The organism is Streptomyces sp. McG3, from assembly GCF_018619185.1.
Lineage (GTDB): Bacteria > Actinomycetota > Actinomycetes > Streptomycetales > Streptomycetaceae > Streptomyces.
Genome location: NZ_JAAXYC010000190.1, coordinates 1 through 15,332, shown reverse-complemented (window position 1 = coordinate 15,332; position 15,332 = coordinate 1). Strand labels below are relative to the sequence as shown.

The window sequence follows — 15,332 nt, the reverse complement described above, 5'->3', positions numbered from 1 at the left end:
GCGGGGGAGGCTGCGGGCAGGACGGGGCCCGAGTCCCACATCACGATGTCCAGCAGAACCCCATCGGTTTCGAGGTCCAGAAGGCAGGGGCCGGGCGCGTACTTGCAGACGTTCGTGGCCAGCTCGCTGACAACGAGCTGCGCGATCTCGACCGCCCGGGCGGAGACGTTCAAGCCGCGCTGTGACTGCGCGGTGTCCAGGAAGTCTCTGACGAAGGCGCGGGCGTGCGCGATCTCGCCGGATGTCATGTCGTATCCGGTGCTGCCCCGCACAGTGCCCGTGACAGCCGCCTCCTGTCGTTCCTGACTGGTCATCGTGAGCTGCTCCATGGAAGTTCCCCCGTCAACACGAACTTGCGGTCCATCCGCTCCGGTCGCCCATGCCGTTTACCCGGTCCCGTGTGTTTCAGACAGGCCGAAATTCTGTGGGTCTGGTCAGGGGGTCCGTGCCGCTTCGACGGTGGGGTGAATCCGGAGGAAGGTGTCGGCGCCGACGACGCCGAGGAGGCGGGTGGTGGTGGGTGAGGGGGCGGCGATGCGCAGGTCGGTGCGTTGGTGGGTGGCGACGATGAGTCGCAGGAACATGGAGTCGGCGAAGGTGATGCCGCTGGCGTCCAGGACCAGCCCGGAGTGCGCCGCGATCAGCGTCTCGATCTGTGCTTCCAGCGGGCCGAGGTTGTCGATGTCGAACTCGCCGCGGGGCGCGATCACTGGCAGCTGAGTGCTGGACGGTCTGGACTCGTGGGTCGTCATCGAACGATTATCACGCCTGGCCAGGGACTGGAACCGAGAGGCCCCTGCTTTACAGCCCAACCGGTGGTCCGCTGTGGCAGAGTCCGTCCTCCGTCGCTGCTCGCTGGAAAGAGTGCCCGGGGGACATCGAGGCTGCGGTGGCCTGGGCTGCCTGCAGCCGAAGCTGTGAACCTCGTTGTTCAGCTCCAGAACTGTCGACGTGCGAGCGGCGCCGGATAGTGATGCCCGCCCCGTGGTGAGACGTGGTGATTCACCGAAGAACGCGGGCCTGCGTCACTCTGATGGCCTATATGGTTCTGGGGAGACTACGTGGTCTCCGTGTGAAGAGGATGTGCTCTGTGCCTGGTGAGGACGTTTCAGATCGCTTGATCGCTTTGTTGTCCGTCCGGGGCGAGGACCTCGGTGCTGAGTGGGCGGACAAGGTCACCGGGTCGCTGGGCGGGCGGGTCAGCCGGGCGGAGGTTCAGCGTGAGCTGCAGGAGATCTACACCGCTCTGGTGTCGGCTCTCGGCGGCGGAAGCCTGGACGGCCATGACGAGGCGTTCGGCGAAGTGCGGGCGCTGCTCGGCGAGCTTTCGCGTAATCGTGCGCAGCAGGGCTTCAGTCCCGGCGAGACCGCGGTCAGCGTGTTCTCCCTGAAGGAGGTGCTGGAGCCGGCGTTGTCCGGTGAGGACAGCGATCTGCAGGCGTTTCTGAAGTTCTCCAGGCTGCTGGACACCCTGGGTCTGTTCACGGTCGAGACCTACACACGGGCCCGTGAGGAGCTGATCTCCGCGCAGGCCGAGCAGTTGCTGGAGCTGTCGACGCCCGTCGTGAAGCTGTGGGACGGCGTGATCGGGGTGCCGTTGGTGGGCACGCTGGATTCGGCGCGCACGATGGTGGTGATGGAGAAGATGCTGCCGGCGCTCATCGACACGGGTTCCGAGCAAGCGATCATCGACATCACGGGTGTTCCCGCCGTGGACACGGAGGTCGCTCAGCATCTGCTGAAGACGGTGGTGGCGGCGCGGCTGATGGGCGCCGAGTGCACGATCTCCGGGATCCGTCCGCAGATCGCGCAGACGATCGTGGCTCTGGGGATCGACTTCGGTGACATCGTCACCAAGGCCACACTGGCTGATGCGCTGCGGCACGCGCTGCGGCGCTCGGGTGTTGCACTGTCGCGGACGGCCCCGCAGGCCGGTGCGCTGTGACCGAGCGGGTTCCGGTCCTGCGGATCGGACACGTGCTGCTCGTGTCGATCCAGACCGACCTGGACGACCAGGCGGTGATGCTGCTGCAGGACGATCTGGCTGCGGCCGTGGTCGACGCGGGCGCGCACGGCGTGGTCATCGATATCACCGCCGTGGAAATCGTCGACTCCTTCGTCGGCCGGATGCTCTCCACGATCGCGTCGATCTCGCGTCTCCTGGACGCGCAGACCGTCGTGGTGGGGATGCGCCCGGCGGTGGCGATCACACTGGTCGAGCTCGGCCTCTCCCTGGGCGGAGTGAGGACCGCGCTGACTTTGGACAAGGGGCTGCGGGTGCTGGAGCAGGCCCGTTCCGCGACCGGTTTCGAGGGCGCGAGGCCGGATGCCGCGGCCGGCCAGTGAGCGGCGAAACCCGGGGTTCGGAGGTTCTCCGGATCACGGCGAACGCCGGGGTGGTGCAGGCCCGTCAGCTCGTGCGCACCCTTGCCCAGGAGTGTCGGTTCTCCCTCGTGGAACAGACGAAGCTGATCACTGCTGCCAGTGAGCTGGCCCGCAACACGCTTGTGCACGGCGGTGGCGGGACGATGACCGCATCCGTCGTGGAGGAGCGCGGCCGACGCGGTACGCGCCTGGTCTTCGCCGACGAGGGCCCTGGCATCGCCGACGTCGACCTGGCCCTGACCGATGGTTGGACGTCGGGCGGCGGCATGGGGCTGGGGCTGTCCGGGTCCAGGCGGCTGGTGGACGACTTCGTGCTGGAGACCCAGCCGGGGCGGGGCACCGTGGTCACCGTCACCAAGTGGGTCCGGTGACGGCCGCGGGAGCGTTGCCGCTGGTGGACTCCGAGGACGTGGCCTGGTTCCGTGACCGGCCGGACGGGGCCCGAGGGGCAGCTGCTGCTCTGGGCCGGCGTATCGGTCTGGGCGAGCAGCGCACCGCCGAACTGGTGCTTGCCGTGGCCGAGCTGGCGGCGAACGTCACCAAGCACGCGGTGGACGGCTCCGTCCTGCTGCGCGTCGTGCGCAACGAGGCGGTCGCCGGGGTGGAGCTCATTGTGGTGGATTCGGGCCCCGGGATGGCAGATGTGCCCGGGGCACTGCGGGACGGCGTGTCGACCGCCGGAACCCTGGGTATCGGACTGGGAGCCGTCGGCCGGCTGGCTGACACCTTCGACATCCACTCACAGCCGGGGCTCGGCACTGTCCAGCTCGCCCGCTTCTGGCCGCGCCCGCTGCCACCGTCCGTGACCGGGGAGCCACTGGTCGCAGGGATCACCCGGCCGATCGGCGGCGAGCAGGTCTGCGGCGACGCCTGGGCCGCACGCACGGACACGAACACAGCGCCGTCCTCGGCCCGGGCGGCCGACAACGGGGCAGACCCCGCTCCGGACGTCCGGCCGAACTGGTCGGCCCTGACCAGGACCCAGCCGTTCGGCGGAAAAGCAGCATCCCCTCAACGCCCCTCCACCCGCCCGAGCATCACGGGCCGCTCCTCCATACCCGTACGGGCCGCGGTCGCGGGCCCCGGCCAGGGCTACCTGGTGATGTCGTGCGACGGCCTCGGACACGGGCCCATGGCCTCAGTGGCCGCTCAGGCCGCCGTCCACGCCTTCCGCACGGGAGGCGCCCGCACCCCCGAGCAGGCCATCGAGCAAATGCACCGGGCACTGCGCGGAACCCGCGGTGCCGCGGTCGCCGTCGCACGAATCGAACCGGACGGGCGCCTGCTGTTCTGCGGCGTCGGGAACATCACCGCCGCGCTGGCCACGACCGGGACGCGCTCAACCCTGCTGTCGCATCCCGGGATCGTCGGCCACCAGATGCACCAACTCCGTACCTACGAGCACCACCTGCCCACCCACGGAATCCTGGTCATGCACTCCGACGGCCTGAGCGAACGATGGCGGGCGACCGATCTGGCCGGTCTGCTGCACCGCCCGCCCGCCCTGATCGCCACCGCCCTCCTGCGCCTCGCGGGAACCCGCCGCGACGACGCCAGCGCGGTGATCGCCAGGGCGGCCCGGTGAGAGCTCCCGTCCCCCGCCCCCGCGACCACACCGCGCTGCACGTCTCTCAGGTCGGCACCGAGCAGGACGTCTTCGCGCTGCGCCGCCACGCCAAAACGATCTCCCAAGCGGTCGGCCTGGACCACCGCGACCAAGTGCGGCTCGCCACCGCGCTGAGCGAACTGGGCCGCGACCTGCTGCGCCCCGGCATCATGACCGCCGCGTTCACCCTGCAACAGCAGCCTCCAGCCCTGCAAACGGTTCTGCAGTGGCGCGACCATCGCACCCCGAGCCCCGACTCACTGGGCGCCGTCACCAGGCTGCTGCCCCAGACACGCTTCGAGAACGCTTCCTCCCTCACCCCGGGCGACACGGGGCGTTCGAACCGCTCTCCCGGCGGCCGGATCGAGATCAGCTGCCCGATCCCGGAGGCCGCGGCCCGGAACCTGAAGGCAGAGCACGTCCTGGCCCTTCTGGAATCGGCCGGCCCCCCGAGCGCGATCGACGACCTCCAGGCACAGACCCGGGACCTGATCGCCGCACTGCAGGAAGCCCACGCCCAACGAGACGAGCTGGAACGCCTCAACGAAGAACTGACCGAGACCAACGCAGGAGTGATGGCCCTCTACGCGGAACTCACCGTCGAGCACAAGGACGTCGTGGAGCGCTACGGGCAGGAACACGAACTGGCCCTGACCCTGCAACGCACCTTCCTGCCGGCCACCCTCCCCGAGGTCGAGGGCGCCGACCTCGCCGTCCGCTACCTGCCGGCCACCGCCATGACCGAGATCGGCGGAGACTTCTACGAGGCCCTCTCCACCCCGAAAGGCCTGCTCCTGGCCGTCGGCGACGTCGTCGGCCACTCACTGCAGGCGGCCACCGTCATGGGCGCACTGCGCCACGCGCTGCGCGCCTACGCCGCGCAGGACCATCCCCCGCACATCCTGCTCCAGCACCTGGACCGCCTCCTGCGCCTGCACCAGCCCGGATGGACCGCGACCGTCTGCATCGTGCTCGTCGAACCGGGCAACGCCGGGATCCAGGTCGCCAACGCGGGCCACCTTCCTCCCCTGCTCCTCTCACCCGGCGAGGCACCCCGCTTCCTGAGCGAACACGGATCGCTGCTGGGCCTGGGCCTGCCCCAGCCCCCAGCGGTCGGCCACCGCGTCGACCCGGGAAGCCGACTCCTCATGATCACCGACGGGCTCATCGAAACACGCAGCAGCGACATACAGGACCGACTCGATCTCCTGGCAACCACCGCCTCCAACTCACCGGAAGCCCCGGAAGCTCTGTGCAGCACCTTGGTGGACACCTTCGGGAAGGATCCGGAGGACGACATCATCGTCTTCGCGGCCCACCTGCACCCCAGCCCCGCCCGCCCAACCATGTAGACCCGTATCTCAGCTTGGGATGCAACCTTCGTCCCGCCTGCGATTCGTGGCACAGCATGATGTTGCCGTGACCCCCTCGACGGACAACCAACCCAGGCCCCTGGCGACGTGCCGGCTGTACTGGATCGCGGTATGGTCGGAGCGTCGGTCTCCCGCGTCGCCTACTTCGTCACCTTGGTGCCCTCCCACTCGGTGGACTTCGGTGCCAGGCAGACGAACCAGTCGTAGGGCGAGTCCTTGAGGCTGTGGATAGCCGGAACGGCGGCGTTCGCCTCGGCGGCCAGGGACGCACGGCCGAGCTTGGTGGAGGTGCCGTCCTTCCAGGTGCAGGTGACCTCCCGGGCGGTCTTGGCGACCTGGCCGAACACCAGGCGTGGGTGGGCCGTGCCGTTGCCTGGGAGCAGCGGGAGCGAGACAGTCCCGTACTCGCCGCCGGACAGGACGTCGTCCTCAGGTAGCACCAAGTTCCCGATCTGAGTGGTCCTCGCCTCTTCACCAGTGACGCGGTGCACGAAGTGCGCGACCTTGCCCACCAGTTCGGAGGCCGTGGAGACGTCCTCCGGGTGCTCGCCGAACTTCGCCATCGCCGCCAGGGTGGCCCGGGCCTCCGCCGTGTCCGCCGGAGCCTTCCACACGTCGATGTACACCCTCCACGGCACTCCCGCGTCGGTGCCGCTCGCCAGGGTCGTCCGCATGTGCGGCTCGGATGCCTCCGCGCTGGCGACCGGCCGGCTCGCCGACGACGCCCCCCGGTCCCCGTCACCTGACAGTCCCGTCAGTGCCAGAGCTCCCGTGGAGGCGGCCGCGACCAGGGTGGTGGTCGCCACGACCGCCCAGCGACGGGCCTTGCGGCGGCGGCCGCCGCGAATCAGCGCCTGGGCGGGGGCTGAGCCGATCTTCACCTCGTCGGCCGCCTCGGCCAGCAGGAAGGCGATGTCGTGCTGTGTCATGTTGTGGCTCGTCTCCCGGTCCGCGCTTTTCACTTTCGTCCTCCCTGAGTCACTGTCTCCGCCACTCCCGATGCGGCGCGCAGCTTCGCGATCCCCTTGGCTGCGTTGCTCTTCACCGTGCCGACCGAACAGCCCATCGCCTCGGCCGTCTGTATCTCGCTGAGGTCCTCCCAGTAACGCAGGACCACTGCTTCCCGCTGCCGCGTCGGCAGTTCGGCCAGCGCCTTCAGCAGCGTGTGGCGGTCGTCGGCCTGGGCGATCCGGTCACTGGTGTCGGCCACCTCGTGTGTCGGGCCCGCGTCCTCGCTTCTGGGCGCCAGGAACTCCCGCAGCTTCCTGCGGTACCTGCGGGCATGCGCGTTGATCATCACCCGTCGCACATACGCCTCTGGGGCGTCGGCCAAGGCGACCTTGTGCCAGGCCGCATAAACCTGTTCCAGCGTCGACTGGACCAGATCCTCCGCAGCGTGCTGGTCCCCCGTGAGCAGGAAAGCCGTGCGCATCAGCCGCGGCCAGCGGCCGACGACGAAATCGTGGAACTCTCCGTCCCCGGCCTGCTTTCGAACCCTCATGAGCACCTCCTCTCCTAGATGTTCAAAAGAGGCCATGAGAAGCCAAGACCGTTGCCTCACCGCGGAATCTTTCTTCACCTTCGTCGCCGGAGCGGGGGTCCCTGTCGAGTCGGCACGGAGCGCAGTACCGGTGTTGCCACCTGGTCCGTTCTTCCGCGCCGCCCACCTGCGCCCGGCCGCTCGACTGGACCGCCGAGATCCACCACCCGAACCGATCGACGGCGCGTTACACCGAATCAGGTCGGGAGCAGTCGATGGCCCAACCAGTCCATCCTGCTCACCAGCCGGCGTGCGGGGTTCGGTTATCCGATCTGCGTCGCACCGGCGGAGCCGCATGGCGTGGACTGTGGGGCGGGCGTAGCGTTAACGGGGGTTAGGTGCGTGACGGGAGACTTTACGTACAGCATTCCGACTTGCCGGGAGGTAGCGGCATGGTACGGGGTATCCGCAACACGGCAGGAATCATCCTGGCGGTCGTCGGCGCCGCCGCGGCCCTCTGGGCGCCGTTTCGCAGTTGGTACAACGGTCGGGTCGGTCACGACTTCCGAGTCTGGGAACTCTTCACCGGAGCCGGGGTGACGGACTCGGGCGCGGGACTGTTCGCATCCATGTTCCTGCCCCTCCTGGTCGGCGCGGTCCTCACCCTTCTCGGAGTGGTTTTCCGATCGCGACTGCTGGTCCTCGCCGCCGGAATCATCACCCTCGGTTTCGCCATCCTGTGGATGGTGCGACAAGGGCAGGCCGAAGGCAGTCTGACGGTCACGGGCGACAGCAACGGGCTGGGCAGCGGAGTGGGGCTCGCCCTGCTCGGTGGTCTCCTCATGCTGATCGGTGCGGCCGTGATGGGCGGCCGTGAGAGCAGGGCCGTCCGTACAGCGCGTCATGAGCAGGACCAGCGGGAGCGGAACGCGCTGGACCACGAGGACCGGGACAGTCGTGGCGCCGAGGCCGAGCGCCCGTACGGCATGGCCGCCCGGGACCAGGAGACACGGGACGTGGCCGGCGCCGGTTCCGCCCGCCGGACCGCATCCGGAGAGGGCGGTCCGCCGCAGCGCATGGTCCGGCGGCCGGAGCAGCAGGCGTCGGCACCGCGCGGTCGGCCGGTCCCGGCCAGGGACGCGGACAGCGCTGATCGAGGGCGCGAGGGTTTTGACCGTACGCAGTACGAGCAGAACGACGGGGCCGGTGGTTCCCACGACTCGAAGAAGGGCCGCTCGGGCGGGTCGGACGGGGCGCAGTGGTGACAGGCTCCGGAGGCGTCCAGGAGAGCCGGCGAGTCCAGCTCGGCCACCGCCCCCTGGTCGGCACGGCGGTCATGTGAGACGGTGAAAGAAGTATCCGGACCGCGGACGGCAGTTCTCGCTGTTGTCCGTGGCCGGTTGAACAGACATCAGCGCGTGCGGGATCTCGGAATCTCGCACGCAGCGGCGCCGGCACCCCAGCCCCCGGTGCGTGCCGCCCGATCATTTTTGGGGGCCCCGCCCGTGCGACCGTTCATGAACTTCAGGGAAGACCACGAGCGGCACGCTGAGGTCTCCCGGGAGCCGCAAGGCGCCGAGCAGGAAGTAATCCATCTTCGCCGCGAGGTGGACGGGCTGAGGCGAGCACTCCAGACCCGTCCCATGATCGACGTGGCGCTCGGCATGGTGATGGCGACCGAAGGATGCTCGTTGGACGAGGCCTGGGAGATCATGGTGCATTCCTCCCAGCGGACCAACACCAAACTCCACACGCTCGCACTGCGCCTCACGGAGAGTTCCGCTAGCCCCGTATCGCTCGGGCTTCCGCACAGCGCGCCGCCCGCCCCGTCCCGTAGTGAGGAGGCGAGCGGGAACGCGGCGGCGCCGGATCACCTCAACCCGGTGGCGCCATGATTCCTGTGCATGCCCCGCACCCACGCTGGTGGGGGCGGAGTGGGAGAAGGCCATGCGAGCAGGCACCGCATCGCGCACGGACAGACAGCGTCGCTATGAGAGCGGACGAACCGAAGAGGATTCTCCACCCGGAGCGATCCAGCATGCTCCACCAACCACCGTTCGACCGACACCGGTCACGTTCTTGGCCCTTCCCTCGAACCGCGGTGACCGCCCCACGGCCGCACGCCCGGGTGTCGGCCAAGAGAGGTTCGCGCTCATGACCGCAGAAGTCGTCGTCCGCCCCGAGCGGACGACCGGGAGTGATTTCGCCCGGCTGTCGAAGAAGATCGCCGACCATGGTCTGATGGCCCGGCGCCCCGGCTATTACACGGCCCGCATCGCTGCTGTGACCGCACTCTACGCAGGAGGCTGGACGGCCTTCGTCCTCGTCGGCGCCAGTTGGTGGACCCTGGCCGTCGCCGCGTTCCTGGCCGCGGTCTTCGGTCAAGTGGCTCTGCTGGCGCATGACATCGCCCACCGTCAGGTGTTCCGGCTGCGCAAGGCCAGTGAGATGGGGGGAAGGATCGCCGCGAACATCGGCATCGGCATGGGATACGGCTGGTGGCAGGACAAACACACCCGCCACCACGCCAACCCCAATCACGACGAACTCGACCCCGACATCGAACCCGACCTGATCGTCTGGTCCCAGGACCAGGCCCGCGCGGCCAAGGGGCTGCCCCGCCTGATCGGCCGCTCGCAGGCCTATCTGTTCTTTCCCCTCCTCACTCTGGAGGCGTTCAACCTGCACGTGTCGGGTGTACGGGCGCTGGCAGACCGATCGCTCAGGCACAGGCCACTGGAGGGGGCTCTGCTCATCGGTCACTTCGCGGTCTATCTGACCGCACTGTTCCTGGTGCTGCCGCCCGGCATGGCGATCGCCTTCCTCGCCGTTCAGCAGGGCCTCTTCGGTCTGTACCTCGGCTCGGTCTTCGCCCCCAACCACAAGGGCATGCCGATCCTGACAGGCAGGGACCGCCCGGACTTCCTGCGCCGCCAGGTCCTCACCTCACGCAACGTCCGGGGCAACTGGTTCACCGACATCGCGCTGGGGGGACTGAACTACCAGATCGAACACCACCTTTTCCCCAGCATGCCCAGCCCCAACCTGCGCAGGGCACAGATCATCGTGCGGCGCTACTGCGAAGAGCTCAGCGTCTCCTATCTGGAGACCGGCTTGACCGCCTCGTACGGGCAGGCGCTCCGCAGCCTCCACGAGGCAGGCGCCCCGCTGCGCCGCACCCGGGCCGCCACCTCCTGAGCGCCGCTCCTCCCTACCCATCGGCCTACGGCGGTAGCCCTCCGCCGCGACAGGGCCTACCCTGAGCACCGCGCCCCTGCCCCCGGCCGGTTCTGACCTCACGGCCGAAAAAGGTGGAGTTCATGGCGCACCACAGCCCCGACCGATCACCCCGCAGCAGTCCCCCCGACGGGCTGCCAGAGGTCCGGCGGGTGCGCGCGCGAGAGGCGCTGGTCGACTACGACCGCCACGGTGACACCCTCTTCTCCCTGGCACTCCTCCTGTGCCGGGACGTCGACGTGGCCGCCGAGGCAGTCGTCGCCACACTGACCCGGGCGGACGGTACGCCATCCGAGCCGTGCCCCGACGCGCAGCGTCAGCACCTCGCGGCGGACCTGTGGAAGCGGTGCGCGCGTGTTCCCGACGGGTGGCTACCGGAACCCGCTCCGTACCCCCGGTCGCACCGGAACCGACCGTCCCGCGGGCGGGACCGGCCCGAACAGGGCCAAGCCCTGCTGGGGCTGGTGCTGTTCGGCGCTCACACCTATCCACAGGCTGCCGCGCTGATCGCTCTGCCGGCCTCTTCGGCCGCTGTGCAGTTGCGAGCACTCCTGCACCACGCCGCGAGCGTACCCAGCCACCGCCCGAGGTGAGAGGCACGGCCCCGATACCGAGTTGCCCACCGCGGCCTCGGGCAGAGGGCAACCGGAGTCGGCAGCGCCGTGGCCACGACAGGCCTCCTCGCCACGGCGCTGCCACGTATGCCCGACCGAGCGTTCCCCCCGGGGGCGTTCCACCGGGCCGACCCCGGCCGGCAGGCTCGAAGCGAGGATGCCCGATGCAGACTCCACCACTCCTCTACGTCGACCGACGCCAGGAGGAAACGCGTGACTTCGGACAGGAGCAGTTGGAGAAGACCCAGCTGCAGCGCGCCCTGTCCAGGCGCATCGTCATCGAGCAGGCCAAGGGGGTCCTCGCCGAACGCTGGAGCGTCACCCCCGACGCGGCGTACGAAGCTCTGCGCACCTATGCCCGAGCACGCCGGGTACGGATCTCCGACTGCGCCCGCCACATCATCGACCAGACCCTCGACACCGACGAGATCCCGCACGCCTAGCATCCTGCGGACAATTCCGAGAAGGCCGGATCATCCGGGTCGTGCCGGCCGATGAGCGGATGGTGGTTCCGGAAGGCCGGGACCACAAGGGGCCACCCGTCCCGTGGCCGGGCGATGGAGGGATCGCGCTGGAACCCGGGAGGCCGTCCGCGCCGTACCGCTACCGGTCTCGGGGAGAGGCCCGGTAGGAGTTCCAGTCGGCACGCCCTCCGGCGCCGAGGATCTCGCCGGGAGAGGAGAGCTCGTCCACGGGCCGGTCCCGTAGTTCGCGCCGGGCGATCCGCGCGACGAGAACCGGGAACAGCGGGCGCAGCGGCTGGCACCAGCGGAGCCAGGGCGGGGCGTAGATGTGCGGGGCGCGGCGGGCGACGCCCCGGGTGAGCCACTCGGCGACCTGTTCCGGGGAGTGCACACGACGAGCGGGGCGGGGCTGGTTGCGCCGCAGGGCTTCCAGGACGGGGTCGTCGTCGATGCCGGTGAGCATGTCGGTGCCGGTCCAGTGAAGGTAGGCGATGCCGACCTGGACCCTGTCCGGTTCCACTTCCCCGCGCAGCGCGAGGGCGAATGACTCCGCCCCTGCTTTGGAGGCGCAGTAGGCGCTCATCATGGGAGCTGCTCCGAACGCCGCGGTGGAGGCGATCTGGAGGAAGTAGCCGCGGGTCGCCGTGAGCTGGGGCAGGAACGCGCGGGCCGTGTTGGCGGATCCGATGAGGTTGACGTCGATGACCCGCTGCCAGAGTTCGGGGGCGGTGCTCCCGAACGGACCGCTCACCGCGATGCCGGCGTTGGCCACGACCACGTCGGCGGGACCGAGCTCCGCTTCCACGCGCCGTGCGGCGTCCGCGAGCGCCGTACGGTCGGTGATGTCGGACTCGACGCAGATGTTCCGGCCGGGCAGGGACCCGGCGACCACCTGAAGTGTCTCTCTTTCCCTCCCCAGCAGGGCCACGTGCATCCCGGCACCGGAGAGACTGCGCGCGAGGGCTTCACCGACGCCGCGAGCGGCGCCGGTGACGACCGCGACCCGCCCACGCAGGGGAGAGCCGGGACCACGGCGGGTCTGACGCCCGCCAGGGATGTTGAGCATCGTCTCTCCTAGCTCCGGGGCCTGGCGTCGCTGAAAGCCACGGGGTCCCCACGTACCACCGTCGGGCCGCGTGCCGACTGCCGCAACCGGGCTCCGGCCGAGGGGGCGCGTGCAGGGCCCGATGTCCGGGTGTTCCGGGCAGCACCCGGTCGGGTCCGGCGTGCACGGCCGAGCGACCGGACTCCTCACCCCTCCCACCGTGTACTGAGGGTTTCCGACGGCCTCACTCTGTGCCGCGTGACGGGTGAGCCGCGCCACGACCTGCTCGGCGAGACGGCCCCAGCGGAACAACTTCGAAGTCTCACCCCTGTCGGGCGGGTGCCGAAGCGGTTGCCGGGTAGTCGGGCCGTCGAGAAGGTTCCGTGGTGACGGCCCGCCTCGCGACCCGGCTTCGACTCCGCCGGGGCCGGAGGGGCCGCCCCGGGCAGACCACGGTCAGCGTCCAGGCCGATCCGGCCGAGATCAAGGGGAAGGCACACCGATGAACGAGGAATCCCGAACCGGTAGCGACACCCCCACCCCCGAGGAACCGCACGCGCGGGGCGAGCGCACCCGCGACGAACTCGGCCGGACCGTCGAGGCGTTGGCGGCCAAGGCCAAGGCCGATGTCGGGGCGCAGGCGAAGGAGAAGGCCGCCGCCACGAAGGAGCAGGTGGCCGCCACGAAGGAGCAGGTGGCCGAGAAGGCGGGTCAGGCATCCGACCGTATCCGCGCGGCGACGGAGCAGGCCGCACAGCTGGTCAAGGACAAGGCTCCCGACCCGGTCCGGGAGAAGGCGGCTCGGGGCGCGGCCCAGGTGCGCGGGAGCGCGGCCGTCATCGGGCAGTACGCGACGGACAGGGCCCCCGACCCGCTGCTGGAGAAGGCCGGCCAGGCCGCCGGCTTCGCCCGCGCCCATCGCGGGCCACTACTGGCGGGTGGTGGGCTGCTCCTCGTCCTCCTGCTCGTGCGCCGCAGCCGGGTTCGCGGCCGGTGAAGGCGTCCGCGATCGCCTACAGGCCGGTGGGTCTGGCCCTGGGCGCGCTCAGCGGCATGATCGCCAGTACCGCGTTCAAGCAGACGTGGAAGCTGATCGAAGGGGAGGGCGATGCCCCCGATGCCACGGACGAGGACCGTCCCTGGCGGCAGATCCTGATCGCCGCAGCCGTCCAGGGCGCCATCTTCGCCGTGGTCAAGGCCACGGTCGAGCGCTCGGGTGCGCAGGCCACCCGACGCCTGACGGGGACCTGGCCGGGCTGACGGGCCGCAGGGCGGTCCCGGCCGCGGGCCGGTCCGGGGCACCGCCGGCCGCCTCGGGCCCTGTCCACGTTGCCCTCCTCGACGCCGTCGGCCGGGACGGAGCTTCGGCGGTGCGGTAACCGCCCCGACCGCAAGGGTGTTTGGGCATGCCGATCCGGGACAGACGCTGGTTCGGCGTGCTTAGGCAGACAGGCACACACTCACGGGAGCGGCTTCTCCGGCCATCCTGAGGTGTCCCTAGTCATGGCCCTCCCGTGCTGTACACAACCAGTAGTCATCGGGAGACGTGCATGCTCAGCACATCGCAACACCCTCGGATTTCGGCCGACGCAACGGAACAAGGACCGCGGGCGCTGTCCGGCACCGCGGACGCACAGCTGTCTGCGCGCGGGGTCTCCATGCCGGAGTCCACGGCCGGGAATGCCTCCCTGCCGATATCCGCGGAGGTTCCGGCCGCGAACGCCGCCATGGCTCCGGCGACGCTTCCGCGGATCGAGGACCCCGGGAAGGTCGCCCCGAAGGACGCACGGGTGCTGGGACCCCTGTTCTTCGAGCAGTTGCAGGTGCTCGAAGAGGGCACACCGGAGCACCAGTACGCCCGGAACACGCTGATCGAGATGAATCTCTCCCTGGTGCATTTCGCGGCGAAGAGATTCCGTAACCGTGGCAGCGGTGAGATGGAGGACATCGTCCAGGTCGGCACGATCGGGCTGATCAAGGCGATCGACCGCTTCGAGCTCAGCCGTGAAGTGGAGTTCACCTCTTTCGCGATCCCCTACATCGTCGGGGAGATCAAGCGGTTCTTCCGTGACTCCACCTGGGCCGTCCACGTGCCGCGCCGTCTGCAGGAACTTCGCGTCACCCTGGCCAGGACCCGCGAGGAACTCGCCGGCCGGCTCGATCGCGATCCCACCGTCGCCGAACTCGCCCGGCACCTGGACCTCACCGCGGACGAGGTCATCGAGGGCCTCATCGCCGCCAACGGCTACACCGCCGGCTCCCTGGACCTGCCCATCGGCGCCGAACAGAACGGATCCGAGACCGTCACCTACGGAGACGTGAAGGGCGACGTCGATCCGGCCATGGAGCTGGTCGAGAACCTCCACGCGCTGGCACCGCTGCTGGAGGATCTCGACGACCGGGACCGCGAGATCGTGGCCATGCGCTTCGGCCAGGAGATGACCCAGGCCCAGATCGGTGAACGCCTCGGCCTCTCCCAGATGCACGTCTCCCGACTCCTGACCCGCCTGCTGGCCAGGCTCCGCAGGAGCATGCTCAGCCAGAACTGAGCATGGTCACCCCTCACCGGTACGCGAGTGGCCGCCCGCGACGCCCGACGGCGCCGCGGGCAGCCGCCGGGCTCATGGCGGACAGGAGACGGGGGGCGTGACAGCGGGACACGCCCGGCGCGCCGTCACCCGTCCCGCCAGGCGCTCACGATCCAGAAGACCGCGAACCCCGTCCACACGATCGCGAAGCCCCAGACCACGGGAGACCCGCCGAACAGGGCCAGGGAGCCAAGCCATCCGACCCCGAACGCCACGAACAGCCAGCCGAAGTTGGGGAAGGCGAAGAGGCCCGAGAGCCGCCCGCTCACCACGGCCCACGCGCCCACCGCCAGGATCAGGCAGCCCAGCGCGAGCCATGGCAGGACTCCGCTCTGCGAGGAGGGTGCGTAGGAGTGGGTGCGGCCGCGCACCTCCAGCCCCACCGCCTGGCCCCGCCACAGCCGCACTTCGGCGCGTTCGCCCTTTCGGACCTCGTCGTACGTCGGCGACCTCACCGCCAACCAGGCGGTACCACCGGGCCACTCGACCTCGACGTCGTAGTACGTGGTGCACGTGGTGCCGCCCCCGCCACCCCCGGAG

Annotated in this window: 19 protein-coding genes; 13 read left to right on the top strand and 6 right to left on the bottom strand. The window is 69.7% G+C overall.

Going from position 1 to position 15,332, the window contains the following annotated elements:
- Both HET64_RS25820 and HET64_RS25815 read right to left on the bottom strand, forming a co-directional pair.
- Nucleotides 1–329, bottom strand: a 329-nt coding sequence (locus tag HET64_RS25820) for an ATP-binding protein (RefSeq protein ID WP_251145867.1), incomplete at its 3' end; no start/stop codon positions are given.
- Between the two features lie 105 nt (nucleotides 330–434).
- Nucleotides 435–752: an STAS domain-containing protein gene (locus tag HET64_RS25815; protein WP_215109484.1), complete on the bottom strand. Its 318-nt coding sequence runs from the start codon at nucleotides 750–752 to the stop codon at nucleotides 435–437.
- 329 nt (nucleotides 753–1,081) lie between these two features.
- Here HET64_RS25815 and HET64_RS25810 point away from each other — a divergent pair, with 329 nt between their 5' ends.
- From HET64_RS25810 to HET64_RS25790, 5 genes are read left to right on the top strand one after another with little or no spacing between them, the layout of a single operon-like run.
- Nucleotides 1,082–1,945: an STAS domain-containing protein gene (locus HET64_RS25810; RefSeq protein ID WP_215109482.1), complete on the top strand. Its 864-nt coding sequence runs from the start codon at nucleotides 1,082–1,084 to the stop codon at nucleotides 1,943–1,945.
- The gene (locus HET64_RS25805; protein ID WP_215109480.1) at nucleotides 1,942–2,346 is read left to right on the top strand and encodes an STAS domain-containing protein; all 405 of its coding nucleotides are present in this window, start codon (nucleotides 1,942–1,944) and stop codon (nucleotides 2,344–2,346) included. Before HET64_RS25810 ends, HET64_RS25805 begins: the two co-directional genes overlap by 4 nt.
- Nucleotides 2,343–2,756, top strand: a complete 414-nt coding sequence (locus HET64_RS25800; protein WP_215109478.1) for an anti-sigma regulatory factor — start codon at nucleotides 2,343–2,345, stop codon at nucleotides 2,754–2,756. Before HET64_RS25805 ends, HET64_RS25800 begins: the two co-directional genes overlap by 4 nt.
- On the top strand, nucleotides 2,744–3,970 hold the full coding sequence (locus HET64_RS25795; protein WP_308370380.1) for an ATP-binding protein/SpoIIE family protein phosphatase: 1,227 nt from the start codon (nucleotides 2,744–2,746) through the stop codon (nucleotides 3,968–3,970). Before HET64_RS25800 ends, HET64_RS25795 begins: the two co-directional genes overlap by 13 nt.
- Nucleotides 3,967–5,343, top strand: a complete 1,377-nt coding sequence (locus HET64_RS25790; protein WP_215109488.1) for a PP2C family protein-serine/threonine phosphatase — start codon at nucleotides 3,967–3,969, stop codon at nucleotides 5,341–5,343. Before HET64_RS25795 ends, HET64_RS25790 begins: the two co-directional genes overlap by 4 nt.
- Before the next feature lie 161 nt (nucleotides 5,344–5,504).
- On the opposite strand, the gene HET64_RS25785 is transcribed toward HET64_RS25790, so the two are convergent.
- Together HET64_RS25785 and HET64_RS25780 are read right to left on the bottom strand one after the other, a co-directional pair.
- Nucleotides 5,505–6,293, bottom strand: a complete 789-nt coding sequence (locus HET64_RS25785) for a hypothetical protein (RefSeq protein ID WP_215109477.1) — start codon at nucleotides 6,291–6,293, stop codon at nucleotides 5,505–5,507.
- Between the two features lie 29 nt (nucleotides 6,294–6,322).
- Nucleotides 6,323–6,865 carry a SigE family RNA polymerase sigma factor gene (locus HET64_RS25780; protein WP_215109475.1) on the bottom strand — a complete coding sequence of 181 codons (543 nt, stop codon included), beginning with the start codon at nucleotides 6,863–6,865 and terminating at the stop codon, nucleotides 6,323–6,325.
- Nucleotides 6,866–7,296: 431 nt separating this feature from the next.
- Here HET64_RS25780 and HET64_RS25775 point away from each other — a divergent pair, with 431 nt between their 5' ends.
- From HET64_RS25775 to HET64_RS25755, 5 genes are all read left to right on the top strand, one after another.
- Complete coding sequence (locus tag HET64_RS25775; protein ID WP_215109473.1) at nucleotides 7,297–8,109, top strand: hypothetical protein; 813 nt, start codon at nucleotides 7,297–7,299, stop codon at nucleotides 8,107–8,109.
- Nucleotides 8,110–8,361: 252 nt separating this feature from the next.
- On the top strand, nucleotides 8,362–8,739 hold the full coding sequence (locus HET64_RS25770) for an ANTAR domain-containing protein (RefSeq protein WP_215109470.1): 378 nt from the start codon (nucleotides 8,362–8,364) through the stop codon (nucleotides 8,737–8,739).
- 259 nt (nucleotides 8,740–8,998) lie between these two features.
- On the top strand, nucleotides 8,999–10,042 hold the full coding sequence (locus tag HET64_RS25765; protein WP_215109468.1) for an acyl-CoA desaturase: 1,044 nt from the start codon (nucleotides 8,999–9,001) through the stop codon (nucleotides 10,040–10,042).
- A 122-nt stretch (nucleotides 10,043–10,164) separates the two neighbouring features.
- A complete protein-coding gene (locus HET64_RS25760; protein WP_215109465.1) occupies nucleotides 10,165–10,674 on the top strand; it encodes a hypothetical protein in 510 nt (169 codons plus the stop codon).
- 185 nt (nucleotides 10,675–10,859) lie between these two features.
- On the top strand, nucleotides 10,860–11,138 hold the full coding sequence (locus HET64_RS25755; protein ID WP_215109457.1) for an ANTAR domain-containing protein: 279 nt from the start codon (nucleotides 10,860–10,862) through the stop codon (nucleotides 11,136–11,138).
- 160 nt (nucleotides 11,139–11,298) lie between these two features.
- Here HET64_RS25755 and HET64_RS25750 read toward each other — a convergent pair whose 3' ends face one another.
- Nucleotides 11,299–12,225: an SDR family oxidoreductase gene (locus HET64_RS25750; protein ID WP_215109456.1), complete on the bottom strand. Its 927-nt coding sequence runs from the start codon at nucleotides 12,223–12,225 to the stop codon at nucleotides 11,299–11,301.
- A gap of 481 nt (nucleotides 12,226–12,706) precedes the next feature.
- Between HET64_RS25750 and HET64_RS25745 the strand changes: the two genes are divergently transcribed.
- The 3 genes from HET64_RS25745 to HET64_RS25735 all read left to right on the top strand — a co-directional run bounded on the left by HET64_RS25745 (nucleotide 12,707) and on the right by HET64_RS25735 (nucleotide 14,753).
- Nucleotides 12,707–13,201, top strand: coding sequence for a DUF3618 domain-containing protein (locus tag HET64_RS25745; protein ID WP_215109454.1), 495 nt, complete (start codon nucleotides 12,707–12,709; stop codon nucleotides 13,199–13,201).
- Entirely contained in the window at nucleotides 13,198–13,464 is a 267-nt protein-coding gene (locus HET64_RS25740) for a DUF4235 domain-containing protein (RefSeq protein WP_215109452.1), read from the top strand. The genes HET64_RS25745 and HET64_RS25740 overlap by 4 nt, the downstream gene beginning before the upstream one ends.
- A gap of 398 nt (nucleotides 13,465–13,862) precedes the next feature.
- On the top strand, nucleotides 13,863–14,753 hold the full coding sequence (locus tag HET64_RS25735) for a SigB/SigF/SigG family RNA polymerase sigma factor (RefSeq protein ID WP_215109450.1): 891 nt from the start codon (nucleotides 13,863–13,865) through the stop codon (nucleotides 14,751–14,753).
- Nucleotides 14,754–14,878: 125 nt separating this feature from the next.
- Here the strand turns inward: HET64_RS25735 and HET64_RS25730 are convergent.
- On the bottom strand, nucleotides 14,879–15,332 hold a 454-nt coding region (locus HET64_RS25730; RefSeq protein ID WP_215109448.1), incomplete at its 5' end, for a hypothetical protein.

Bases quoted from the DNA above. Each gene is read 5' to 3' on its own strand.
- HET64_RS25810 (WP_215109482.1), top strand. From the start codon at position 1,082: ATGTGCTCTGTGCCTGGTGAGGACGTTTCAGATCGCTTGATCGCTTTG.
- HET64_RS25815 (WP_215109484.1), bottom strand. From the start codon at position 752: ATGACGACCCACGAGTCCAGACCGTCCAGCACTCAGCTGCCAGTGATC.
- HET64_RS25770 (WP_215109470.1), top strand. From the start codon at position 8,362: ATGAACTTCAGGGAAGACCACGAGCGGCACGCTGAGGTCTCCCGGGAG.
- HET64_RS25745 (WP_215109454.1), top strand. From the start codon at position 12,707: ATGAACGAGGAATCCCGAACCGGTAGCGACACCCCCACCCCCGAGGAA.
- HET64_RS25755 (WP_215109457.1), top strand. From the start codon at position 10,860: ATGCAGACTCCACCACTCCTCTACGTCGACCGACGCCAGGAGGAAACG.
- HET64_RS25775 (WP_215109473.1), top strand. From the start codon at position 7,297: ATGGTACGGGGTATCCGCAACACGGCAGGAATCATCCTGGCGGTCGTC.
- HET64_RS25780 (WP_215109475.1), bottom strand. From the start codon at position 6,865: ATGAGGGTTCGAAAGCAGGCCGGGGACGGAGAGTTCCACGATTTCGTC.
- HET64_RS25735 (WP_215109450.1), top strand. From the start codon at position 13,863: ATGCCGGAGTCCACGGCCGGGAATGCCTCCCTGCCGATATCCGCGGAG.
- HET64_RS25785 (WP_215109477.1), bottom strand. From the start codon at position 6,293: ATGACACAGCACGACATCGCCTTCCTGCTGGCCGAGGCGGCCGACGAG.
- HET64_RS25760 (WP_215109465.1), top strand. From the start codon at position 10,165: ATGGCGCACCACAGCCCCGACCGATCACCCCGCAGCAGTCCCCCCGAC.
- HET64_RS25765 (WP_215109468.1), top strand. From the start codon at position 8,999: ATGACCGCAGAAGTCGTCGTCCGCCCCGAGCGGACGACCGGGAGTGAT.
- HET64_RS25750 (WP_215109456.1), bottom strand. From the start codon at position 12,225: ATGCTCAACATCCCTGGCGGGCGTCAGACCCGCCGTGGTCCCGGCTCT.